24 protein-coding genes are annotated in these 23,393 nt (G+C 69.5%); 19 read left to right on the top strand and 5 right to left on the bottom strand.

Annotation, left to right across the window (positions count from 1 at the left end; all coding sequences use genetic code 11):
- Positions 1–74: 74 nt before the first annotated feature.
- The 4 genes from G4D86_RS53980 to G4D86_RS37765 are packed head-to-tail and all read right to left on the bottom strand — an operon-like array spanning position 75 to position 3,324.
- Positions 75–731 (bottom strand): TlpA family protein disulfide reductase, encoded by a 657-nt coding sequence (locus G4D86_RS53980; protein ID WP_163999141.1) that lies wholly within the window; start codon positions 729–731, stop codon positions 75–77.
- A gap of 36 nt (positions 732–767) precedes the next feature.
- The gene (locus G4D86_RS37775) at positions 768–1,706 is read right to left on the bottom strand and encodes a proline dehydrogenase family protein (RefSeq protein ID WP_163999140.1); all 939 of its coding nucleotides are present in this window, start codon (positions 1,704–1,706) and stop codon (positions 768–770) included.
- 24 nt (positions 1,707–1,730) lie between these two features.
- Positions 1,731–2,609 carry an alpha/beta fold hydrolase gene (locus G4D86_RS37770; protein WP_163999139.1) on the bottom strand — a complete coding sequence of 293 codons (879 nt, stop codon included), beginning with the start codon at positions 2,607–2,609 and terminating at the stop codon, positions 1,731–1,733.
- Positions 2,602–3,324: a lysophospholipid acyltransferase family protein gene (locus tag G4D86_RS37765; RefSeq protein ID WP_163999138.1), complete on the bottom strand. Its 723-nt coding sequence runs from the start codon at positions 3,322–3,324 to the stop codon at positions 2,602–2,604. Before G4D86_RS37765 ends, G4D86_RS37770 begins: the two co-directional genes overlap by 8 nt.
- Positions 3,325–3,525: 201 nt before the next feature.
- Between G4D86_RS37765 and G4D86_RS37760 the strand changes: the two genes are divergently transcribed.
- From G4D86_RS37760 to G4D86_RS37665, 19 genes are all read left to right on the top strand, one after another.
- Positions 3,526–4,023, top strand: coding sequence for a hemerythrin domain-containing protein (locus G4D86_RS37760; RefSeq protein WP_163999137.1), 498 nt, complete (start codon positions 3,526–3,528; stop codon positions 4,021–4,023).
- Between the two features lie 190 nt (positions 4,024–4,213).
- Positions 4,214–4,735: a cell wall protein gene (locus tag G4D86_RS37755; RefSeq protein WP_163999136.1), complete on the top strand. Its 522-nt coding sequence runs from the start codon at positions 4,214–4,216 to the stop codon at positions 4,733–4,735.
- Between the two features lie 134 nt (positions 4,736–4,869).
- A complete protein-coding gene (locus G4D86_RS37750) occupies positions 4,870–5,748 on the top strand; it encodes a tryptophan 2,3-dioxygenase (RefSeq protein WP_163999135.1) in 879 nt (292 codons plus the stop codon).
- 370 nt (positions 5,749–6,118) lie between these two features.
- Positions 6,119–6,802, top strand: a complete 684-nt coding sequence (locus G4D86_RS37745) for a hypothetical protein (protein WP_163999134.1) — start codon at positions 6,119–6,121, stop codon at positions 6,800–6,802.
- 14 nt (positions 6,803–6,816) lie between these two features.
- On the top strand, positions 6,817–8,223 hold the full coding sequence (locus G4D86_RS37740) for an AAA family ATPase (protein WP_163999133.1): 1,407 nt from the start codon (positions 6,817–6,819) through the stop codon (positions 8,221–8,223).
- Positions 8,220–8,744: a hypothetical protein gene (locus G4D86_RS37735; protein ID WP_163999132.1), complete on the top strand. Its 525-nt coding sequence runs from the start codon at positions 8,220–8,222 to the stop codon at positions 8,742–8,744. The genes G4D86_RS37740 and G4D86_RS37735 overlap by 4 nt, the downstream gene beginning before the upstream one ends.
- A complete protein-coding gene (locus G4D86_RS37730; RefSeq protein WP_163999131.1) occupies positions 8,744–9,433 on the top strand; it encodes an RNA ligase family protein in 690 nt (229 codons plus the stop codon). The genes G4D86_RS37735 and G4D86_RS37730 overlap by 1 nt, the downstream gene beginning before the upstream one ends.
- A 122-nt stretch (positions 9,434–9,555) precedes the next feature.
- A complete protein-coding gene (locus G4D86_RS37725) occupies positions 9,556–9,732 on the top strand; it encodes a hypothetical protein (protein WP_163999130.1) in 177 nt (58 codons plus the stop codon).
- A gap of 96 nt (positions 9,733–9,828) precedes the next feature.
- Positions 9,829–10,413, top strand: a complete 585-nt coding sequence (locus G4D86_RS37720) for a Uma2 family endonuclease (RefSeq protein ID WP_163999129.1) — start codon at positions 9,829–9,831, stop codon at positions 10,411–10,413.
- A gap of 20 nt (positions 10,414–10,433) precedes the next feature.
- Complete coding sequence (locus G4D86_RS37715) at positions 10,434–11,555, top strand: RMD1 family protein (protein WP_163999128.1); 1,122 nt, start codon at positions 10,434–10,436, stop codon at positions 11,553–11,555.
- 118 nt (positions 11,556–11,673) lie between these two features.
- On the top strand, positions 11,674–14,676 hold the full coding sequence (locus G4D86_RS53265) for a sensor histidine kinase (protein ID WP_240360687.1): 3,003 nt from the start codon (positions 11,674–11,676) through the stop codon (positions 14,674–14,676).
- A gap of 74 nt (positions 14,677–14,750) precedes the next feature.
- On the top strand, positions 14,751–15,770 hold the full coding sequence (locus G4D86_RS37700; protein WP_205520082.1) for an OmpA family protein: 1,020 nt from the start codon (positions 14,751–14,753) through the stop codon (positions 15,768–15,770).
- 60 nt (positions 15,771–15,830) lie between these two features.
- Positions 15,831–17,291, top strand: a complete 1,461-nt coding sequence (locus tag G4D86_RS37695) for an adenylate/guanylate cyclase domain-containing protein (protein WP_163999127.1) — start codon at positions 15,831–15,833, stop codon at positions 17,289–17,291.
- 8 nt (positions 17,292–17,299) lie between these two features.
- Positions 17,300–17,713, top strand: coding sequence for a type II secretion system protein GspG (locus tag G4D86_RS37690; protein WP_163999126.1), 414 nt, complete (start codon positions 17,300–17,302; stop codon positions 17,711–17,713).
- A 121-nt stretch (positions 17,714–17,834) separates the two neighbouring features.
- Positions 17,835–19,196, top strand: coding sequence for a universal stress protein (locus G4D86_RS37685; RefSeq protein ID WP_163999125.1), 1,362 nt, complete (start codon positions 17,835–17,837; stop codon positions 19,194–19,196).
- 158 nt (positions 19,197–19,354) lie between these two features.
- Positions 19,355–19,939, top strand: coding sequence for a P-loop NTPase family protein (locus G4D86_RS37680; protein WP_163999124.1), 585 nt, complete (start codon positions 19,355–19,357; stop codon positions 19,937–19,939).
- Positions 19,940–20,240: 301 nt separating this feature from the next.
- On the top strand, positions 20,241–20,774 hold the full coding sequence (locus G4D86_RS37675; protein WP_163999123.1) for an O-acetyl-ADP-ribose deacetylase: 534 nt from the start codon (positions 20,241–20,243) through the stop codon (positions 20,772–20,774).
- Between the two features lie 61 nt (positions 20,775–20,835).
- Entirely contained in the window at positions 20,836–21,291 is a 456-nt protein-coding gene (locus tag G4D86_RS37670; RefSeq protein ID WP_163999122.1) for a hypothetical protein, read from the top strand.
- A gap of 147 nt (positions 21,292–21,438) precedes the next feature.
- On the top strand, positions 21,439–21,879 hold the full coding sequence (locus G4D86_RS37665; protein ID WP_163999121.1) for a hypothetical protein: 441 nt from the start codon (positions 21,439–21,441) through the stop codon (positions 21,877–21,879).
- Positions 21,880–22,464: 585 nt separating this feature from the next.
- Here G4D86_RS37665 and G4D86_RS37660 read toward each other — a convergent pair.
- Entirely contained in the window at positions 22,465–23,124 is a 660-nt protein-coding gene (locus tag G4D86_RS37660) for an SCO family protein (protein WP_163999120.1), read from the bottom strand.
- Between the last annotated feature and the right edge of the window lie 269 nt (positions 23,125–23,393).

Genomic DNA, 23,393 nt, shown 5'->3' with positions numbered 1-23,393 from the left:
GCTTCAACCCGCGCACGCCGCGGCCCGGCCCGGCACCGCCAGTGCGAGCAGCCCCGCCGCCACCGCCAGCCACTTCATCGCGAGCCTCCGTCGGCAATGGCCTTGTCCAGCGCGTCCAAATCCAGCCCCGTCACCCGAGCCACCTCGCGCCCGTCCTTCCCGTAGACGATGAGGAACGGCAGGTTGGGCACGCCGCCCAGATAGCGCTTCGCCACCGGCGTGTCCCACGAGACGACATTCAGCTTCCGGTACGCCACGTCCGTGCGCCCGTTGAGCACCCCGTACATGTGCGCGTCCACCGAGCGGCACGGGCCGCACCAGTCCGCGTAGAAGTCGAACACCGTCACCTTGCCCTTCACCGCGTGCGAGCCCAGCTCCGGCACGTCCTCACCCGCCTCGGAGAGCCTGCGCAGGTCCGCGCCCTCCGCGAGCGCCGGCAGTGGGTCGAAGGACAGGTCCGGGTGGCAGGTGTGGCACTGGGACTCGGGCACGCCGTGCTCGCCGCACCAGTCCTTCGCCGCCTTGAACTTCTCCACCAGGTGCGGGTTGCACCGCGTGCACGTCTCGCGGGGCACGCGGTGCTCGCACAGCTCCGCATTCGGGCTCGACGCCACGCTCAGCGAGCTGAGCTGTCCGTGCGGAGCCTCCGTCGAAGTCGCGGAGCGGGACGAAGCGCAACCGGCCGTTACCAGCACCGCGCCGCCAAGGAAGAGTGATTTCGCGAGACTCATGGGCGGAGCGGAGGATACCCGCCCGGCGCCCCGGCGCTACCCTCTAACGAGGTTGCGCATGACGAACCAGAGGTTGGCCGGACGCTCGGCCAGCCGGCGCATGAAATACGGGTACCAGTGCCGCCCATACGGAACGTAGATGCGCACCGGGTGTCCGTCCTTCACCAGCCGCTCCTGCAAGTCCCGCCGGATGCCATAGAGCATCTGGAACTCATACGCGCCGCGCGGCAGGTGCTGCTTCGCCGCGTACTCCAGCGTGGCGTCCACCATGCGCTCATCATGCGTGGCGATGCCGTGATACACGCCGCTGTCGAGCAGCACCTTCATGCAGCGCACGTAGTTGGCGTCCACGTCCGCCTTGTCGGGGAAGGCCACGTCCGGGCCCTCCAGGTACGCGCCCTTGCACAGCCGGATGCGCACCCGCTCCCTGCACAGCGCCTTCGCGTCCTCCTCCGTGCGCCGCAGGTAGCTCTGCAGCACCGCGCCGACGTGCGGCTCGCCGAACTCCGCGTGCAGCTGGCGCACGATGTCCAGCGTCGCCTGCGTCACCGCGCTCTGCTCCATGTCGATGCGTACGAACGAGTCACGCTTCGTCGCGTCCGCCACCACCGCGCGCGCGTTTCGCAATGCCAGCGCTTGGTCGATGAGCAGGCCGCACTGGGTCAGCTTCAGCGACACGTTGGCCTTCGCGCCCGTCTGGTCGATGCGGGCCAGCAGGCGCTGGTACTGGTGTACCTCGTCGCGTGTCTCCTCCGGCGTCTTCACCGCCTCGTTGAGGTGGTCGAAGGACGCCGTCAGCCCCCTGGCGTTGAGGGCCTTCACCGCGTCCACCGCCTCCTCCAGCGTCTCGCCGGCGATGAAGCGTGACGCCATCTCCCGAAAGGGACGCAGGCGCGTGGCCAGGTCCTTCAGGTTCTCTTGCTTGGAGAGGTACAGCAGCGCGGAGCGGGACAGGTGGGCGGCGGCGGTGGTCATGGATGTCTGGCGATGCGGCGTCTTTCAGTCCGCGTGCTTCAGGAGGAAGTCTCCGACGAAGTTGTTGAAGGCCTGCGCGTGGCTCATGTACGGCAGGTGGCTGGCCTCCCGGAGGACCTCCATGCGGGCCCCGGGAATGTGCTCGGCCACGTCCCGCGCGGCGCGCGTGGGTACCAGCAGGTCCCTGCCGCCCTGGATGATGAGCGTGGGCACCTTGATTTCATGGAGCCGTGGCATGAAGTCCGCCGCCAGCACGTCGCGCAGGCGGCGCAGCAGTTCCATGGATGACAGCCGCCGCGCCTCGCGGACGATTTCCGCGCGTCCCTCCGGCGGCAGATGCGGGCCGCCCAGCACCCGCGCCACCGTGGGGGCCATCAGGTACGCCAGCGGCTTGGGCGAGCGCACCAGCGTGGACAGCGTCAGCGCCAGCCGGCGGATGCGGTGCACGCTGGCCACCGGCGACACCAGCACCAGCGCCTTCACCCGCTCCGGGTGCGCCAGCGTATAGGCAATGGACAGCAGGCTCCCGTACGAGGAACCCACCAGCGCGAAGCGCTCCGGCAGCCCCGCCTCCGAGTGGTCCAGCACGGCCAGGTTCCACTGGAGCGGCGAGTGCGTGGCCGGGGTGCGCAGCGGCGGCGTCCACAGCAGCAGCCGCAATTCATCCGCCAGCGGGCCCATGGGCGCGAAGGAGCGGCCGCTGGCGCCCAGCCCCGGCAGGCACACCACGGTGTGCGTCGCCCTCAGGTTGCTGCCAGGGAAGGTGAACAGGCGCACCGGCGTGCCCCGCACCAGGCGCTCCTCGTGGAGCAGGTGCTCGTAGCCGGACTGGATGTCCTCCACGTCCGGGACGAGCGGCGGCGTGCGGTGACTGACGGGCGGAAGCGACGAGGCATCAAGCATGACAGGCCCTCACCAGCAGCCGCCGGACGCTCGCGGCCACGCGGTCCCTGAAGTTGCGCAGGCGGGACTCGGACGCGTCCGCGGGGGGCGGCTCGAGCGGCGCGCCCACCGCGAAGGTGAGCTGCACGGGCAGCGGCAGCGGCCCCAGTCCCATCACCAGCGGCATCCGGTACTTGTCCCCCGCCGCCAGGCGCAGGCACAGCCGCTCCTCGCCCGGCGGCCAGAAGAAGGTGTCGTCCACGCCGAAGCCCGCGAAGGGCACCACCGGCACCCCCGCGTGCGCCGCGAGCCGCACGAAGCCCAGCGCCCGCTCCCAGCGCAGCTGGTAGCGCCCGTGGCTGCGCTTGAACGTCTCGTGCGCGCCGCCGGGGTAGCAGACCACCAGCTCCCCCGCCTTCAGCGATGCCAGCGCGTTCTCCCGCGTGCCCTCCACGCCCCCCAGCCAGGGCAGCACCGTGCGCACCAGCGGGATTCGGAAGAAGCCCCGCTCGGCCAGCCCCAGCGGATGGCGGCCGGTGGCTTTGTGCAGGAGGTGGAAGAAGGCGGGCGTCTCGTAGCCCCAGACGCCGTGGTTGCCCACCAGCAGCACGGGCCCGGTCCGCGGCAGGTATTCGGTGCCCACCAGCTTCGCGCGGTGGTACAGGGCCGACAGCGCCGCGCCCCCCTCGGCGAAGCGGTACACGGCCCGGCGCAGGCTGGCGAGCGAGGCTTCCACGGGGAAGAAAGATGGAGACGCCCCCGCGCTCCGCCACCCGGGCTCTTCCCGGAGGGCGCCCTGCCGGGCAGGCGCCTGTCTCCTGAGACACCCTTCCGCACCCCACCTGGCAGGGCGGTGTGCTTTGCGTGAGCAGGATTAATGGCAGGCTGAAGCCCTGCTCCGGTTGTCTGCTTCCTCTACAATGTCGAACGTTGGGACATGGGCAATCCGTTCGACATCCTCATCGACCAGCACCGCGAGCTGGAGGAATGCTTCGAGCGGCTGGGCTCGGGAGGAGATTCCGAGGACCTGCGCTCTCAAGTAGCTGAATTGTTGGAGTTACTCCGACTCCACTCCCGCCTGGAAGAGCGCTGCTTCTATCCGCTGCTCATGCAGGTGGAGGGCCGCTCCCGGGCCCGCGAGGAGGCCGAAGACCACCTCGCCATGCGGGAGCTGATGGACGAATTGGAAGAGCTTCCCCCCGGTCATCCCGAGTGGCAGGCACGTCTTTTCGCCCTCGAAGACCTGGTCGTGGCGCATTTCCAAGAAGAAGAGAGTGCCATGTTGCCAAGGCTGAGGATGGCGCTGGATGCGCAGCAACTGGATGATTTGAGGCGTGATTTATCGTCCACCCGCGAGGAGTTGCTCGCGCGCGCCCACGCCTTCCACGTCCCGGGACGCGGCCCCCTGCTGGAGACCCTCCGCTGGGACGGCTGACCCTGGAGCCGAGCGCCGGGAAACAGGTGAGACCTGCGACAAAGGGGCCGGGCTCCGTTGCTCAGTCACAACTTTTATCACTTCCTTTAGACAAATCCTAATTTGGAAGGTAAGGGTATGCCTGCATCACAAGACACCCCTCGTCTTCCATCAGCAACCCCCCTTCGTTTCCCAGGTGAGGATTCAACGAATGTCCGTAGATAAAGCGTTTCGGGACATGATCCGCAACGAGATTGACGCGCAGCTCAAGCCCCTCCGCGACGTGGTGTCGCGCCTGGAGGCGGGCACGGCAGACTTGGATGCGCTTCGCAACGTGGCCGAGCGGCTGGCCCCTCTGGCCGAGGTGGTAGGCCCCCTGTTCGGCGCGCAGGCGCCGGCTGGCAAGGCGGTCCGTCGTGGCCCTGGCCGTCCTCCCTCGCGCGCCGTCGTGGCCGCGCCGGCGGCGGTTGGCAAGCGCCGGGGCCGCAAGCCCGCGGCGGGCAACGAGGGCGCCCGCGAGTGCGCCATCAAGAACTGCGGCAAGCCCAGCCGCACCAAGGGCTACTGCGCGGCCCACTACCAGAAGCTGCGGATGCTCGAGAAGACCAACCGCCGCCCGTCCGCGTGGAAGGACTACGCCGACTCCAACAGCGTCGAGGACATCAAGCTGCCCCGTGGACGCGCCGCGTCCAAGGCGCTGGCAGCGGCCGCCCAGGCTGGAAACGCAGGTTAGCCTAGCGGCACGCTGCCCCGGCCCGGGCAGAATGTGACCGCGCCCCCGTCTACCGAGCTCCCATGCCGTCGGGAGGAGGTTCGGGGTATGCCCGTGCGAGAGAGACTTGCTCGCGGGGGTTCGCAGGAGCATGTATGCCCGGGCCCATGAACAAACGAGACCTGGAGCCTGGAATCATCACCGACCTGGCCGGCAGGACCACGTACGGTGACTATCTTCAGCTCGACCGGCTGCTGTCTGCGCAGGTGACGCGCTCGCAGCCTCCCCACCACGACGAGCTGTTGTTCATCATCCAGCACCAGACGAGCGAGCTGTGGATGAAGCTGCTCATCCACGAGCTCGGCGCATGCATCCGCTACGTGCAGGCGGACCGGCTGGAGCCCTCCTTCAAGATTTTCGCACGCGTGGCGCACATCCAGCGGATGCTCTTCGAGCAGTGGAGCGTGCTGGAGACGCTCACCCCGAATGAGTACCTGGAGTTCCGGGACACGCTCGGCAGCGCGTCGGGGTTCCAGAGCTTCCAGTACCGCCAGGTGGAGTTCCTGCTCGGCAACAAGGACCCGAACGCGCTGGGGCCCTTCAAGCACGTGCCGGCGGTGCATGCGGAATTGGAGCGACTGCTGGAGTCGCCCGGCCTCTACGACGAGTTCCTGAGGCACCTGGCGCGCATGGGGCACAAGGTGCCGCAGAGCCACGTGCAGCGCGACTGGCGCCAGCCGTATGAGAAGAGCCCGGAGGTGGTGGAGGTGTTCCGGCGCATCTACGAGGACACCGAGGCGCACTGGGACGCGTATGAGATGTGCGAGAAGCTGGTGGACACGGAGGAGCGGTTCCAGCTCTGGCGCTACCGACACATGATGACGGTGATGCGCATCATCGGCTTCAAGCAGGGCACGGGCGGCTCGTCGGGCGTGGGCTTCCTGCGCAAGGCGTTGGACCTGCGCTTCTTCCCGGAGCTGTGGGACGTGCGCACGGAGCTGGCGCCGCCGTCGGCGCGGCACCGCGGGCCGTGAGGGGCTGGCTGGAGAGGGGCGCTCGGGCGGTGCCCCTCATTGCCACTTGCTGACCTCGCGCTTCTTGCAGAAGGCCGGGCTGGTGACCGACTCGCACTTGAGTGCCCGGTGGAGGGTTCTGCGGTGGCAGGCTGAGCTTCGTTCGTCCGAGGCGACCCTGGCGTCCTACTTCATGCAGGGGCACGGCCTACACTCCAAGTGACCTGTAGGACGTGCAGTGGAGGTTCCGATGAGTCGCTCCGGAAGGCGCGAGTCATGCCCGCGTGGAAGCGGGCAACCGTCCAAGCGGCGTAGTGCTGGCAAGGCTGCTTCGAGGCGGACGCCCCCGGGAGTCGGGGTGCATCGGCGTGACGAGCACCTGGCGGAGGACATGCTGCGCTTCGCGCGGCGCCGCTTCGGCGAAGGGTGGCTCCCGAATGCCATGGAGGCCTTCTTCGAGGACATGGCTGGAGAGTCGGAAGACCTGCAGCTCTTCGTCCCCTGGGCAGTGCACCACTGGCCCACGGAGGGCCGCCCCGTGCGCGAGTGGTTCCTAGAGGATGCCGGCGTGAGGTTGGAGGGAGCCGAGCGGAAGTGGCTGGAGGCCCAGAGGACGGCAGTCGTGTCCGTCTGGGAGGTGCGCGAGGTCTACGAGGGGGAGGGGCTCGGGGTGAAGGACCTGCTGCGGGGTGACGAGTGCTTCGTGCGGGAGGTGCTGGGCTCGATGCAACTCGGGGCTCGCGACGCGGTGCTGGGGCGGGTGGTGGAGTACCTGGGGCTATCGGTGTTCTGCGGACTGCATCCGGTGCCACTGCCTTCGATGTGGGCGGCCGAGGTGGTGCGGGTGGCGCGCACGGGGCTGAAGGTCCGGGGGAGGAAGCCGGTACCTCACGAGAAGCTAATGGACCCGGAGGCCACCTTGAACCTGGTCCACGCCTGGCAGGATGCGGAACTGGAGTGGGAGGAGGAACTTGAGGCTGCGGAGTGCGCGCTGACTCTGGCTGCCACGTTTCTCAGGGACGGGGAGCGTGCCGAACTCATCGCTGTTCGGTCGGAACCTAGGCTGTGGGAGTGAGGTAGAAAGGGGACATGTTCACGCGGCTTCGCATCCAGAACTTCAAGGCGTGGAAGGACACGGGGGACATCCGACTCGCGCCGCTGACGGTCTTCTTCGGAAAGAACAGTTCCGGGAAGACGAGCCTCCAGCAGTTCCTGCTGATGCTGAAGCAGACGGCCCAGTCTCGTGATCAACGCCGCGTATTACACTTCGGCGATGCAGACTCGCTCGTGGAGCTAGGGGTATGGCCAGAGATGGTGTTCAACCATGACCCGGCAGCGGTGCTCCGATTTGAGGTGGAGTGGAAGCACCGCTTGTCCAGGGCAATGGATGCGGACGAAGAAGGAAAGATCGTTCTCCGTCGGCCTCGGCTCACTTTCGAGGCTTCCATCGGACGCGCTGAAGGACCGACAGAGCGTGTCGAAGTAAAGAGTTTTTCCTTTCGCTTTGACCGCAGCGTTGTCCACCAAGCAGGGGCACAGCGCCTGCCAACGCGGCTGGGCATGCAGAAGGTAGCTGGTGATGGCTACATGCTGGTTGCTGAACCTCCTCCCGTTCTCCGTCGGGAGCTGGCACCGCTTCCGCCGCCTCTTCACTTCTACGGCTTTCCTCATGCGATCAAGCTGTTCTACCGGAGGAACGCCATCCTTAGCGGCATTGATGACCTCGCATACGACCTAGAGCAGCAGTTCGATGCGATCGAGTACTTGGGACCTCTTCGTCAGAAACCTTGGCGCACCTACTCCTGGTCGGGTGAAGCCCCAAAAGAAGTGGGAAGTGCGGGTGAACGGACAGTGCCCGCCTTGCTAGCGGCGCAGGAGCGTCTCGTTACATCAGGAGGTCAGAAGGATCGCCCCTTCTTGGAGGTCATCGCTAGGCACCTCATGAACATGGGCTTGCTTGAGTCCTTCCAGGCCCGCGTCGTCGCTGAGCGTCGCAAAGAGTACGAGTTGCTCGTTAGGACGCCCGGAAGCGCCAGAGACGTCAGCTTGGTGGACGTTGGGTTTGGTGTCTCCCAGGTGCTGCCCGTGCTGGTTCAATGCTTCTATGCGGAACCGGGCTCCACAGTCATTTTCGAGCAGCCTGAACTCCACCTCCACCCACACGCCCAGAGTGAGCTTGGGGACCTTTTTATTGAAGCCCTGGATGCGAAGGAGGGAGGAAGTACTCGTCGCGTACAGTTCCTCATTGAGAGCCACTCTGAGCACCTGTTGCGGCGCATCCAACGGCGCATCGCAGAAGGGCGCTTGAAGCGCGAGGACGCGGCACTCTACTTCTGCTCGCCCGGCCCGGATGGTTCGCGCATCGAAGAACTCAGGCTCGACGAGGACGGCAACATCGCCAACTGGCCTGAGAACTTCTTCGGCGACGAGATGGGCGATCTCGTCGCCATGACCGAGGCCGCGGTGAGGCGCCAGACAGAGCAGGAGAAGGAATGAGGGCGTCAGTTCCTCCCTCCGTCGTCGATACCAACGTCCCGCTCACGGCCAACAAGAAGGATGCCCCGAGTCCTGCTTGCGTGCTGGCCTGTGTCCATGCGCTCCAGGCCGTGATGACGACGGGACACCTCGTCTTGGACGAACACTGGCTCATCATCAACGAGTACAAGAACAAGCTGTCCCCTACGGGGCAGCCGGGAATCGGAGACCGATTCCTCAAGTGGGTGCTGACGAACCGTGCCAACACTAAGCACGTCTCGATGGTCCGGCTGACGCCGCGCAAGGAGGACCCGCGCGACTTCGACGAGTTCCCGCGTGACGAAGCGCTCTCCAGCTTCGACCCGATGGACCGCAAGTTCGTCGCGGTGAGCTGCGCCCACCCTCTGCGGCCCGTCATCCTCCAGGCCACGGACAGCAAGTGGTGGGGCCTGCGGAAGGCCCTCCATACTTCCGGTGTGCAGGTCCAGTTCCTCTGCCCGAAGGACATCGAGGAGATTCACGAGCGCAAGGGCGGCCAGTGATGGCGGACGACTTCTTCAAGTTCCCGCACACCCCGCATCTCGACTGGCTCTCCTCCGCACCCGTGCGCCACGACAAGGTGTTCTCCCCGGCCGAGGCTCGTGAGTTCCTCCGTGGCGAGGTACTCGTCGAGGAGAAGGTGGACGGCGCCAACCTCGGCATCTCCGTGGGGCCGGGCGGGGAGTTGCGCGCGCAGAACCGCGGCTCCTATCTGGGCACTCGCGCCTCGCCTCAGTTCCAGCCGCTCTGGCCATGGTTGGAGGCCCGGCGCCAGCAACTCGTCGACGCTCTCGGCGACCACCTGATGCTCTTTGGCGAGTGGTGCTTCGCCGTCCACAGTGTCCGCTACGACGCGCTGCCCGACTGGTTCCTCGCCTTCGACGTCTACGACAAGAGGGAAGGGCGCTTCTGGTCCTCTGCTCGGCGGGATGCGCTGACGGAGTCGCTGGGGCTCGCGCGGGTGCCCGTAGTCGCGAAGGGGCACTTCATGGTGGACGAGGTGATGAAGCTGTTCGGGCCATCCTCCCTCGGCCCCTCGCCCATGGAAGGCGTGTACCTGCGGCGCGACGAAGGGGACTTCCTGCTCGCTCGCGCGAAACTCGTGCGGTCCGAGTTCGTCCAGGCCATCGAGGAGCACTGGTCCTCCCGGCCGCTGGAGCGCAACATCCTGGCTCCTGGCAGGCCCACCTGACGGGCTCGCTCCGGCTCGGACGGCAGCCCTGCGTCCGGCCCGTGAGGTCTGCCCGTGGCCGTGCCGCTCCCTAACTTGAAGGGACTGAACCCGCCTTCATTCCCTCACGGAAGGAGCGAACCATGGCCGAGCGCGAGACTCCCAAGAAGGACCCACGGCTTCCCCAGGACGAGACACCGCTCAAGCGCGAGGCGGGAGACCGTCCCCTCCCCACGCCAGGGCATATCGGCCACCTGCCGGATGACAGCCCCGGCCCCGGCAAGCCCGTGGTGTTTCCTCCGCATGAGCCCATCGACTGACAGGCAATGGGCCTGAGTCGGGGCGCCTGGTTTCCGCCGGCCCCCGCTCCAGTTACATCGGCTTGCAATGTCGGACCGGCGTGAGAGGGTCCGGCCATGAGCCTACCTCCAGGGTTGCTAGTTTGGAAGACGACCCAGCTACCTGCCACCTACGCCGATTTGGAGGCACTCCCTCCCGACAAGATAGGTGAGCTCATTGGCGGCGTGCTGTACGCGAGCCCCCGGCCCTCGATGTTGCAGTCGGCGGCCACAGGCGACTTGCTCGGGGAGCTGTACCACCCATTCTTCAAGGGCCGTGGTGGCCCCGGAGGTTGGCTCTTCCTCTTCATGTCGGAGTTGCATCTCGGAGGCGACGTGCTCGTGCCGGACGTCGCGGGCTGGCGGCGGGAGCGCATGCCTCGGATTCCGGATGCTCAAGGCATGACGGTGGCCCCCGACTGGGTCTGCGAGGTGCTCTCGCCCTCCACCGCCGCGCTGGACCGCGACAAGAAGCTGACCGTCTACGCGCGCGAAGGCATCCGGCACGTCTGGCTCGTGGACCCCCGGCCCCGCACCCTGGAGGTCCTGCGGCTCGAAGGGGCGCACTACCTGCGGCTCGCCACCTGGGCGGGCGAGGCCACCGTCCGCGCCGAACCCTTCGACGCGCTCGCGCTCGAACTTCGAGTCCTCTGGGAGGACTAGCGGTTAGGCTTCCTGTCACCATGGCTGCCGAAGTCCCCCTGCTCTTCGACAAGGCCCACGTCCTCTGCTACCGCACCTTCGACATCGCCGAGGAAATCGACCTCGAGCGTGCGCGCAAGGCCATCACCGAGGACGCTCGCCGACTGAAGCTGTCACGCGAGAACAGTCAGTACATCCAGCTCCCCAATCCACCCCTGGCCTATGAGCTGGGCCGCAAGCCGCTGGCCCTGCGTGACGGCCCCGTCACCGTGGATGCCACCGCGCGCCTGTTCGACCACGGCGCCGCGTCCATCATCCTCCGCGTCCCCGTCGTCCCCGGCACCCCGGTGGAGCACCTCACGCGCGTGGCCGACGAGCTCTATGACAGCCAGGCGCTGGAAGACCTGGCACTGGAGCTCGTGGAGGGCGTGCGCCGCACCATTGCCACCGCGGTGCAGAACCCGCACCTGTGGGACCAGAGCGAGAGCTACACCGTCATCTTCGCGGAGAGCGTCCGCGGCAACCCGAGCGCGGAGGAGTTGTTCGCCCGCATGGACCTCGCCCGGCTGCTGCTGGGGGAGAACGGCGCCGTGCCGCTGTCCTCCGGCGAGAGCGAGTCCGTGACGAAGGCGCGCTTCAGCTACACCGTCAACGACCTGGTCGTCATCGACTGGAACAGCGCCTTCGTCTACGAGCCGTCCGGCTCCGGAGACATCCCGGACCTGCTCGAAATCGCCAACGCGCAGTTGTTGGAGTTCCGCTACTACGACGAGCGGCTGGACGAGCACATCGCCCGCATCCACGACGAGGTGCAGGCCAAGCGCCACGAGTGGACGCGGCTGTTCCGCAGCCCGTATCGCAACCTGACGCGGCAGACGCTCGGCACGCTGGTGGACCTCAACGAGTTCATCGAGCGCGTGGAGAACAGCCTCAAGGTCATCGGCGACTTCTACCTGGCCAAGGTCTACGAGGGCGCGGTGCGCCGCATGCGCATCCCCAACTGGCAGGACTCCGTCACGCGTAAGCAGGAGCTGCTGGCCCAGACGTATGCCCTGCTCAAGGGGGATGTCGACATCGACCGCTCGCACACGCTCGAGGTGGTCGTCATCCTGCTCATCGCGCTCGAAATCGTCTTCGCCTTCTTCCGGGTATTGGACCACTGAGGTCGAATCCACACCCTGTACCCTCGGACAGGGTGTGGCGGGTTTCGCGGATTCCCCGGACGTGGGAGACTGAAGCCCGAGGCAGGGTGTCGCAGGCCCGTGCCGGGGGGAGTGGGGCATGAAGGTGCCCGAGAGCAGCCTGATGGCCGCGGTGGACCGCATGTCGCGGACCCTGGAGCGGCTCGCGGCGGCACCGCCTGTTGTGGCGGTGCTGGAGGAACTCCTACGTCAAGCCGCGGCCACGCTGGGCGCGCCCGGTGCCTTCGTCTGCTGGTGGGGTGACGGGGGACGGCTGCGCACGCTCGTCACGCCCGGGGTGGGCGAGGACGCGGCGACCATCTGCGCGCAGCGGTTGCTGGCGCATGCGCCGGGGCCCTCGGAGACGCCGGCGCCCTACATCGCCGCGGAGCTGGAGCGGGACGCGCTGCTGGCGGACGAGCCCGAGGCGCTGCGCGGGCTGGACGCGGGCTCGCTCCTTTCGATCCCCATCTTCTTCTCGTCGGGGCGGGGAGCGGCGGGCGTGCTGGCGGTGCTCTTCCGCGAGGCGCGGCAGCCGACGGAGGAGGACGTGAAGCGCTTCGGCCTCTACGCGCGGCTGGCGGGGCTGGCGCTGGAGCGTGAGCGCATGGCGGAGACCACGCGCCAGTCGGTGCTGCACGCGCGCGCGGAGGTGGAGGAGACGGAGGTGCTGCGCCTCAGCCGCTTCCAGGCGGTGACGGAGGCCTTCGGCCGCGCGCTCACCCGCGACGAGGTGGCGCGCGTGGTGCTGGAATTGGGCCTGCCGGCGGTGGGCGCGATGGGCGGCATGGTGCACCTGGTGGACGCGGGCGGGAAGGCGGTGGAGCTGACGGCGTCGGTGGGCGTACCGGACGAGCTGCTGGCCCCCATGCGCGTGCTGCCGAAGGGTGGCAGGGACCTGCCGGGCTACGACGCGGTGCGCACGGGCGCGCCGGTGTGGCTGGAGAGTCCGGACGAGGTCCGCGCGCGCTACCCGCGGCTGGCGGCGCTGGTGGCCTCGGGGCGGATGCGCTCGCTGGTGTTGCTGCCGCTGTACGTGGAGGGGCACATCTTCGGGACGCTGGGCTTCGGCTTCTCGGAGGCGAAGCGCTTCTCCGCGCTGGAGCGGGCGTCCATCGCCGGGCTGGCGCGGCAGTGTGGGCAGGCGCTGGAGCGCTCGCGGCTGTACGAGCGCGAGCGCTCGGCGCGGCTCCAGGCGGAGGCGGCGGGGCAGCGGCTGAGGCTGCTCGCGGATGCGAGTGCCCTGGTGGCCGGCTCGCTGGAGTGGGAGGAGACGGTGGCGGGCGTGGCGCGGCTCGCGCTGGGCAGCTTCGCGGACGGGTGCACGGTGGACTCGTACGAGGAGGGCGTGGTGCGGCGGCTGGCGGTACTGCCCTCGGAGCCGCTGAAGGCTCCCGAGGAGCGGGGAGAGCCGTGGCATGCGTCGCTGCTCACCGAGGTGCTGGCCACGGGGCGCTCGCGGATGATGACGCGCGCGGCGGGGAAGGCCGCGGGAGGAAGGGCGGAACTGTCCGAGGTGGGGGCCGAGGAGCACCCACGGGCGATGGCCTCGGGGGCTCGCTCTCACGATGTGCCCCACGATGCGCCGCGAGGTGAGCCGACGGGCGCGCTGGCGAAGGTGCTGGTGATGCACGTGGATCCTCCGCGGCAGACAGAAGGCGCCCAGGCGCCCGAGGTGGGCTCGCTCATCGTCACGCCGCTCGTCGCGCGCCAGCGCACGCTCGGCGCGCTCACCTTCGTGCGGAGTGAGGCTCGCGCGCCCTTCGACGACGCGGACCTCGCGCTTGCGGAGGAGCTGGCGGGCCGCGCGGCCCTGGCCATCGACAACGCGCGCCTGCTGCGCATGGCTCGCGCGGCGGAGGAGGAGAGCCGCCGCAGCGCCGCGCGGCTCCACGTGCTGGTGCAGGTCAGCCAGCTCATCGCGGAGGCCGGGCTGGACCTGACCAGCGTGCTCGACGTGCTGGCCCGCAAGGTGTCCGAGGCCATCGGCGATGCGTGCGTGCTCCAGCTCCTCGCCGCGGACAGGGAACACCTGGACGTCGTGTCGGTCCACCACCCGGACCCGGAGGCCCGCGCGGTGCTGGAGGACTCGCTGCGCCGCTTCCCCGCGAGGCTCGGAGAGGGACTGGCCGGCCGCGTGGCCGCCAGCGGGCAGACGCTCTTCGTGCCCCGGCTGGAAGCGCAGGAGCTGCACGGCGACCAGCTTCCCGAGGGCGTGTCCTTCCTGGAGCGCTACGGCCCGCAGAGCGTCATCGTCGTCCCCCTGGGCGCGCGAGGCCGCGTGCTCGGCACGCTGGGCGTCATGCGTGAAGCGCAAGGGCGCGAGTACACCCTGGAGGAGCGCGCCCTGCTGGAGAGCCTCGCGGCGCGGGCGGCGCTCGCCATCGAGGACGCACGGCTGTACGGCGCGGCCACGCAGGCGGTGAAGGCGCGCGATGAGTTGCTCTCGGTGGCGGGCCACGAGCTGAAGTCCCCGCTCAACGCGCTCCAGCTCCAGATTCACCTGCTCGCGCGCATGGCGAAGGAGGCCATGGCGGCGAACGGGCTGGCGGAGCGCGCGGAGAAGGCGGCGCGCGCGAGCCAGCGGCTGGGGCTGCTCATCGATGACCTGATGGACGTGTCGCGCATCAGCTCCGGGCGCTTGAATCTCCAGCGCGAGGAGGTGGACCTCGCGGCCCTCACGCGCGAGCTGGTGGCGCGCATGTCCGAGGAGCTGGCCCGTGCCGGCAGCGAGGTGCGGCTCTCATTGGACGCCGCGGTGACGGGCAAGTGGGACCGGCTGCGACTGGAGCAGGTGCTCGTCAACCTGCTGTCCAACGCGGCCAAGTACGGCGCGGGCCGTCCGGTGCAGGTGACGGTAGACATGGAGGGGCCGGTGGCGCGGCTCGCCGTGCGCGACGAGGGCATCGGCGTCGCGCCCGAGGAGCAGGAGCGCATCTTCGAGCGCTTCGAGCGCTCGGCCTCGGTGCAGCACTTCAAGGGACTGGGCCTGGGGCTCTGGATTACCCGCCGAATCGTCGAGGCCCACGGCGGCTGCATCCGCCTGGAGAGCAAGCCGGGCGAGGGCTCCACCTTCACCGTGGAGCTGCCGCTCGGCACGTAGGCTCGCGCTTCACCGCCCGTCACACCGCACGGCTCCTGGACAGCCCGCCCCCCCTGCGCTCTGTTGCCGCCGACATGACGCACGCACGCCTCCGACTCACCCTGCTCACCCTCACGCTGGGGGCGCTCTCGCTCGGTTGCCGCCACGCTCCCGAGGACCGGCCCGGCGCCGACGACGACAGGGACGGCGTGCTCAACGCGGACGACGCCTGCCCGGAAGCGCGGGGCTCCTCCGCCACGCGCGGCTGCCCGCCGAAGGACACGGACGGAGACGGCGTGGACGACTCGGTGGACAAGTGCGCGCGCCTCGCCGGCCCCGCGTCCCGCGAGGGCTGCCCCGTGCGCGACGGGGACGGGGACGGCGTGGAGGACGCGAAGGATTCGTGCCCCCGCGTCGTCGGCGTGCTGGAGCGCCAGGGCTGCCCGGTGGAGGACCTGGACCGGGATGGCCTGGAGGGCGCGGCGGACAGGTGCCCCGAAGAAGCCGGGCCTGCCTCCCGCGACGGCTGCCCCGAGCAGGACGCGGACCACGACGGCGTCCCGGATGAGAGCGACGCCTGCCCCGGGGAGGAGGGCTTCCCCTCACTGCGCGGCTGCCCCGAGCGCGACGCGGACGGGGACTCCGTGGCGGACCACCGCGACAACTGCCCTCGCGAGCGGGGCGCCGCGGACAACCAGGGCTGCCCGTCCAAGCAGAAGCAGCTCGTCCTCATCCGGCAGGGCCGCCTGGAGCTGCGCGAGCGCATCGTCTTCGACTCCGGCACGGCGACCCTGCAGGCTCGCTCATTCCCACTGCTGGACAACGTGGCCCGGGTGCTCCTGGTGCACCCCGAGCTGTCCCCGGTCGTCATCGCGAGCCACACCGACAACCGCGGCGATGCGGACGTCAGCCGCGCCCTGACCCAGTCCCGGGCGGAGGCGGTGCGCGAGTACCTCGTGGCGCAGGGTGTGCCCGCGGACCGGCTCGACGCCCAGGGTCATGGGGCCGACAGACCCATCGCGTCGAACGAGACGTCCCAGGGGCGCGAGGCCAACCGCCGCGTGGAGCTGCTGCTCCCCGCCCCCGGCCCCCGCCCGAAGAGCCCCTCCCGCTGACGGCCCGTGTCAGCCGAGACCCCCGCCACACGCCTCGCGTGCGGTGTAGGATCTGCCTCCATGAGTGCTTCGAGCCCCCTGTTCGGTGACCTGCTGCTCAAGCTGGGCATCGTCACGCCCAGTCAGGTGCAGGAGGCCCTTGCCCTGCAGGCCCTCACCGGCCAGCGCGTGGGCGAGGCCCTCATCTCCCTCGGCTACGTCACGCGCGAGCAGATTCAGGACGCGCTGGGCGAGGCGCTCGGGCTGCACCAGGACAAGAGCCCCCTCCAGCCCGCGCTGGGCGAGCTGCTCGTGGGGCTCAAGTACGTGACGCTCGCGCAGCTGGAGGAAGCACTTGCCCGCCAGCGCCGCGACGGCCGCAAGCTGGGCGAAATCCTCGTCGAGCTGGGCCACTGCACGTACAAGCAGATCTACGAGGCGCTCGGCCTGCAGAACCGCATCGCCGGACGGCAGGAGGCGCCGCGTCCCTTCATCGACGGCCGCCGCCGCGTGGTGGTGGTGGATGACAGCCCGCTGGCCTGTGCCTTCGTGCAGGAGGGGCTCGTCGCGCTGAACTACGAGGTGCTCTGCTACCAGGACCCGTTCGAGGCGCTGGAGGGCATGAGCCGCCTGCAGCCCGCCATCGTCCTGAGCGACTTGGAGATGCCCGGCCTGGACGGCGTGGAGCTGTGCCGGCGGCTGAAGGAAGGCCCCAGTCGCGGCGTGCCGGTCATCATCCTCACCGCGAATGACCGCGAGGCCGAGCGCGTGCGCGGCCTGCGCGCGGGCGCGGATGACTACGTCAACAAGTCCGCCTCCATGGACGAGCTGGCCGCGCGAATCGAGAGCGTGGTGCGGCGCACCGGCGAGACGGAGCGCATGCGCAAGCTGTTCGCGCGCTACACATCCGATGCGGTGGTGGACGAAATCCTCAAGAGCGCGGACGCGGTGGTGCTCACCGGTGAGAAGCGCGAGGTGACGGTGCTGTTCTCGGACATCCGCAACTTCACCGGGCTGGCGGAGAGCCTGCCGCCAGAGCAGGTGGTGGGCGTGCTCAACCAGGTGCTCGGGCGGCTGTCGGACGCGGTCTTCACGTGTGGCGGCACGCTGGACAAGTTCCTCGGCGACGGGCTGATGGCCGTCTTCGGCGCGCCGGTGGCCCGCACGGACGACGCGCTGCGCGCGCTCCAGTGCGCGAAGATGATGATGGACGCCATGGCGGACCTGCGCATCGAGGCGGAGGCGGAGTGGGCCGCCAACGGGCGCGAGGGCCGGCCGCTGGTGCTGGAGCTGGGCATCGGCATCAACTCGGGCGTCGTCGTCGCGGGCAACATCGGCAGCACGGTGCGCGCCGAGTACACCTGCATTGGCGACGCGGTGAATGTGGCCGCGCGGCTGTGCGCGCTGGCCGGCCCGGGGGAAATCCTCGTCGGCGAGCGCACCCGCGAGCTGGTCAACGCCAATGACACCGCCTTCGAGGACCTGCCGCCGGTGCGGCTGAAGGGCAAGCAGCAGCCCGTCCCGCTGTACCGCGCGCTATAAGGGCGTCCATGAGCCCCACCTCGGACGTCCTGCCGCCGCCTTCCCGACGCTCCCCCATTCTCTGGGTGGGGCTGGTGTTCGCGCTCGGGCTCATCGGCACGGTGCTGGGCTCGGCCCTCTTCCGCTCCCGGGCCATCTACGCGGACCGCATCCACCAGGACTTCGCGGTGCTGGAGGACGCCCTGGAGCGCTACCGCGCGGATGGGAACACGCTGCCGGAGGAGGCGGACCTCCAGCAGCTGCTGGTGCCGAAGTACCTCCCGTCCCTGCCGGTGGACCCGTGGGGCCATCCGTACCGCTACACCAGCAATGGCGAGCGGGTGATTCTCATCACCCTGGGCCAGGACGACCTGCGGGGCGGTAAGGGCGAGGAGCAGGACCACACCAACTCCGACGGGCACGGCACGCCGCGCGCGAAGTGACGCCCCGGCCGTCCCTCGAAGCAGGGGGGCGGGCGAGCGAAGGCGTCTGCCGCCCGGCGAGGCCGTGTGCATCTGTTCCCTCACGGGGTGGCTCCCGCAACCCCGATGAAGGAGGGCGGCCATGGCCATCGTTTGTGCGACGAACCTCTCCCCCGAGTCGGCAGAAGCGGCGAACGTGGCGGCGGCGCTGGCGGCCAGGCTGAACGAGCCCCTGCTGCTGCTCGGCATCCTGGACGGTGAACCGCCCGGCCCCATGGGGAGGGACGCGGAGGCCGGTGCCCTCCAGCGGCTGGAGGAAGAGAGCGCCCGGTTGAGGCCGGTGGCCGGGGTGGTGCGGCCGGTGCTGCGCGCCAGCACCGCGGCGGAGGAGGTGCTCAGCGACGAGGAGTGCCGGCACGGGCGCTGGGTGGTGGTGGCGGCCGACGGCTGGCGCACCCCGGCGTGGCGGCGCGCCGCCATGCCCGAGCGGCTGGCGAGGCACGGCTGCGCCCCGGTGCTGGCGGTGCGGCGCGAGGCGGCCCTGGTGGACTGGTTGCGCGGGCGCAGGCGACTGTTGGTGATGGTGGGGGTGGACCCGTGTTCGGGCACCTCCGACGCCGCCGTGACGTTCCTCCGCGAGGTGCGCCGGGTGGGCCCGTGCGACGTGCTGGCCACCTACGTGTGCTCGCCGCTGGAGGCGCGTGAGCGGCTGGGCATCCACACGCCCGTGCACGTGGAGGTGCTGGAGCCGACGGTGCGGAACATGGAGGCGCTGGACCCCGCCGTGGAGCGGGTGCTGCAGCGCGACGTCTGCGAGCGCGTGGGGATGCTCGAGGGAGAGGGCCGCCTGGAGGTGGTGCTGGAGCCCGGTTTCGGGCGGCCGGCGGACCACCTGCTGCACGTGGCGCACGCGCGCGGGGCGGACCTGGTCGTGGTGGGCACGCATGCGCGCGGCGGGCTGGGCCGGCTGTGGCATGGCTCGGTGTCCGCGGGGGTGCTGCGGCACGCGGAGCAGTCCGTGGTGTGCGTGCCGCCCTCGCTGCGCGAACCGCGTCCGGCCGTGGCGCCTCGCAGCGTGCTGGTGCCGGTGGACTTCTCGGAGGCCAGCGCGCGCGCCATCTCCCAGGCGCGCACGCTGGTGGGGCCCGGAGGCCGCGTCCACCTGCTTCACGTCCACCGACGGCGCTCGGGGGAGGTGGCCTTCCACGACTACTACGGCGTGCTGCCCGAGCCGCCGCGGGAGAAGGACCGGGTGCTCCAGCGGCTGTGGGGACTGGTGCCGCGCGACGCGGGGGCGCAGACGGTGCACTGGAGCGTGGAGGGCGTCACCGGGGACGACGTGACGCTGGCCATCTGCCAGGCCACGGAGCGCGAAGGCGTGGACCTGGTGTGCGTGGGCACGTCGCCGGAGCCCTCGCGGGAGCCGGATGCCCTCAAGGGCGCGGTGGCCCGTGAGCTGGTGGCCCGCTGCCGCCGGCCCGTCATGGTGGTGCCCACCGCCTGAGGGTAATTCCTGTCAGCCCACCTTGTCTCACGTGAAAGGGATTTCAGGTGGGATGCGATGTGACATACCTGTGAAGACGCGTCACCCATTGAACGGAGGACCCGGTAGGGCGTTAGACTCCCTCAGACACGATTTTCCAGACAGCAGGGGGTCATCCGGTGACACCGCGCGGGTATCGTGAAGAGGAACTCGTCTGTAACCGTTCGTCGCTGCTCATCCATGGCGGCACGGAGGAGGAGCGCCGCTCCTGGGCACAGGAGGCCGCGCGCAGCTTCGACGTGGAGCTGGTGGAGGTGAGGCAGGCGGCGGACCTGCCCGGAGCGCTCAAGCAGCCCAACGGGGTGGTGTTCATCCCCGACGTGGCGAAGCTGGGGCGTGACGCGCAGTTCGCGCTGCTGCGCTGCCTGCAGATGCAGGAGGAGCGGCCCAAGGTGGTGGTGGGCCTGTCCGGAGCGGCGGACGCGGCGCTGACGCGCGGCACGCTGCGCGAGGACCTGCACTACCGGCTGCATCAGGCGCAGGTGGACCTGCAGAAGGACGGCCTGCGCGACTTGCTGCGGCAGCGGTGGGCGCGTCAGGCGGAGCAGCTCGCGGCGAAGCTGGCCGTGGCGAAGGCCGCCGAGGAGAAGGCCCGCGCGGCGGCGGATGCGCGGCGCCCCGGCACGGTGACGCGCATCGCGCCGAAGCGGAAGGTCGTCTCCACCGTCTCGCGCAAGGCGGCTCCGAGGAACGCGGTCCGCTGAGGCGGGGGCCCGCGCTTCACCGAGGCGAGGTGCGCGGTCCGCTGAGGCGGGGGCCCACGCTTCACCGAGGCGCGGCGCGGCTCACCGGGGCGGGGTCCGCGCTTCACCGAAACGGGGTGCCCACCTGTGAGGGGGCCCGCGCTTCACCAGGACGGTGCCCACCCGTGAGGGAGGGCGCCGCGCCCGCGCGTCTGTTCGCGGCCCGAAGCTCGTGGCGGTGTGTTTCGCCATCGTCTCCCATCCTGTCAGCCGGTGTGCTGGCGTGCCGTCCCCGGTGCGCCGCATCCACGCGGGAGGGAACGTGAAGCTGGAGCTCGTGCAGGGAGACATCACGAAGGTCGCCGCGGACGCCATCGTCAACGCCGCCAACACCTCGTTGCTGGGAGGCAGCGGCGTGGACGGCGCCATCCACCGCGCGGCCGGCCCGGAGCTGCTCGCCGAGTGCCGCACCCTGGGCCGCTGTCCGCAAGGCCAGGCGAAGCTGACGAAGGGCTACCGCCTCCCCGCGCGCCACGTCATCCACACCGTGGGCCCGGTGTGGCGGGGCGGCAACCAGTCCGAGGAGGCGGTGCTCGCGCGCTGCTACAAGAGCGTCTTCGCGCTGGTGGAGCAGCACGGGCTGCGCTCGGTGGCGTTCCCCTCCATCTCCACCGGCGCCTACGGCTTCCCCATCGAAAAGGCCGCGCCCATCGCCCTGCGGGAGATGCAGGCGGCGCTGGCGCGGCTGCCTCAGCTCGACAAGGTCACGGTGGTGCTCTTTTCGGCCGGGGACCTGGCGGTGTACCAGCGCGCGCTCGCCGCGGCGCCGGAGTCCAATCCGGGCGGGAATGTGTGAACCGGGAAAACTGGGTTAAGGTTGACGCACTGCCTCTCCCACCCCCATCCCGGAGCAAGACATGACGCAGGAGAACGCCAACAAGCCGAAGCGGGGTCTCAAGCGGCCCGTCGAGGTGGTCCGTGCCGAGCTGCTCAAGGACCCGGAGACGAAGAAGATCGCCGAAGCCGTGAGCATGAAGCTCGAGGACTACGTGGAGCTGGTCCTCAAGTACGCCCAGGACAAGGACAAGGAGCCCGAGCTCGCCGTCGTCTCCGACGAGGAGCTGAAGAAGAACGGCTTCACCCCCATGTCCACCGACGAGGTCGCCACCCTCATCGTCAAGGGCATGAAGGGCGAGCTGCCCGGCTCACCCCCGGACTTCGAGGCGTCCAAGTTCACCCAGGAGAAGGGGTCCGCCGGAAAGCCCTCGCTGTCACCGCAGCAGGAGCAGGCCGTCGCCCCGCAGGACCCCGCCGCCCAGAAGGCGCTGCTGGATCAGCTCAAGCGGGGCGGGAGCGGTGGTAACCGCGCGTAACCCCGTCTCGGGCAGGACGTGCCGGGAATGAAATTCGGCCGATAAATCACTGAGGAAACAATTCGGCCGCTGTCCCGAGAATCCTTTCGAGCTTCATCTCCGGCACAAAATCCTCCTCAAACTTCAAGAAATCCAAGGGGTACTACCATGGGCGGCATCGGCAAGATCGTCAGCAAGGTCACTCAGACGGTTAGCAAGGTCGCGGAGACGGTCAGCAAGGTCGCTGGCGGCATCGCGAACATCGGCGGCAAGGCGCTCGAGTTCCTGAAGAAGCCGGTGGGCGAGCTGGTGGCCCCCATCGCCAAGAAGATTGGCGAGAAGGTCGGCAACCTCCCGTTCGTGGGCAAGTTCCTCGGCCCCATCGCGGAGGGCCTGGTGAAGAAGGGCGCGTCGTCCCTGCTGGGCGAGGGTCCCCTGGGCGGCCTGGGCTTCCTCTCGAAGCTGGCCCCCAAGCTGGAGGACCTGACCAAGATCGCCCAGAGCGTGAAGACGGCGGCGGACAAGGTCGGTGCGTTCTCGGAGAACCCGTTCGGCCTCCAGAACTTCCAGAACATCATCGCGCAGAACCACGCCCGCTTCGTGGAGTGAGCACTCGCGCCCCTGGCGCGATGAAGCAAACGAGAGGGCCGGTTTCCCGCGAAGGTGCGGGGCCGGCCCTCCGGCTTTGCGGGGTACCGGGTTCCGAAGGGGCTGGCTTCCCGTGAAGGTACGGGGCCGGCCCTTTGGCGTTGCGGGGGGCTGGGTTCTGTGGGGCCGACTCGCGGAATGAAGGTTCCTTCCGCGCCGGCGGGTCTCCGGGCAGGGCGGACCTGGTGGAATGAAGGTTCCTTCCGCGCCGGCGGGTCTCCGGGCTGGGGTGACTCGCGGAATGAAGGTTCCTTCCGCGTCGGCTGGCCCCGGGCTGGGGGTGACTCGCGGAATGAAGGTTCCTTCCGCGTCGGCCGGTCGCCGGGCAGGGCGGACTCATGGAGTGAAGGTTTCTTCCACGCCGATCGGCCGCGGGCTGGGCGGATGGAAGACGGAGCGCGATAGCCCGAGCGCCACAAGGCTCCGGCCGCCGGTCATGGAAGCACCGCGGGAGACAGGCCCACGACGCCACCCAGGAGAGCCCTGGGTCGGCGGCCGTCCTCTTCGCGCCGCCGGGGCTTGCTGTCCCGGAGGTCGCTGCTCCGCTCAGTGCCCTTCGCTGTTCAGCCGCTCGACGTCGCGGATGAGGCGCTCGGTGGAGTCGCTGTCCGCGCTGTCGTAGTAGCCGCGAATCTGCCCGTCGCGGTCCACGAGGACGAAGTGGGTGCCGTGGAAGATGGAGAGCAGGTCGTCCTCGGGCGCGCCGGCCTCGCGGCCCATGCTGATCTTGAAGCCGTGGACGATGGTGTCCTTGAGCTGCTCGTAGTCACCGGTGAGGAAGCTCCACCGGGTGAAGTCGGCGCCGTGGCGCTGGCCGTACTCGGCGAGTCGCTCGGGCGTGTCGTACTTCGGGTCGACGGAGAAGGAGACGAGCTGGAGCCCCGCTCCGAGCGACGCGGTGCGCTCCTGCACGCCGACCATCTTCCGCGTGAAAGCGGGGCAGATGGTGGGGCAGCGGGTGAAGATGAAGTTGGCCACGAAGGGCCGTCCCCGGAGCTGGGCACTGCCGAAGGGCTGGCCGTCATGACGGGTGAAGGTGAACTCCGGCATGGCGCCGAGCTGGGGCAGTGGCTCACTCCGGCCACGCATCAGGGCGACACCGGCCGCGAGCGTGATGCCGAGCGCGACGACGGCGATGCCGGCCCAGAAACCGGGACGCTGGGTGAGACGGACCGGAGGGGCCGCGAGGGTGGATTCGGCGGACATGGCCCCCAGGTAACGGAAGCCCGGGGCCGGCACAAGCGCGGGCGGCCCCCCTGCGACATCATGACTTCTCACGGGATGTAGGTGGCGCACGTCCGTCTCGGGGGCAGGCAGGCTCGCGGAGAGCGAGCAGGTCCGGCGCGTTCCCTCGGCGAAGGCGGGCGCGGGCCGACCCGCTCCCTGCTGTGCACACAAGACCAGGCGCCTCCGTTGGCGGAGGCAACGCGGGTGCCCCCCCGCTGCCCGCCCAGCTCCTCCGAGGCGCGGCACGC

The organism is Pyxidicoccus caerfyrddinensis (assembly GCF_010894405.1).
GTDB lineage: Bacteria > Myxococcota > Myxococcia > Myxococcales > Myxococcaceae > Myxococcus > Myxococcus caerfyrddinensis.
Note: the sequence above shows the minus strand (reverse complement) of the source record. Positions and strands in the feature narration are given on the sequence as shown.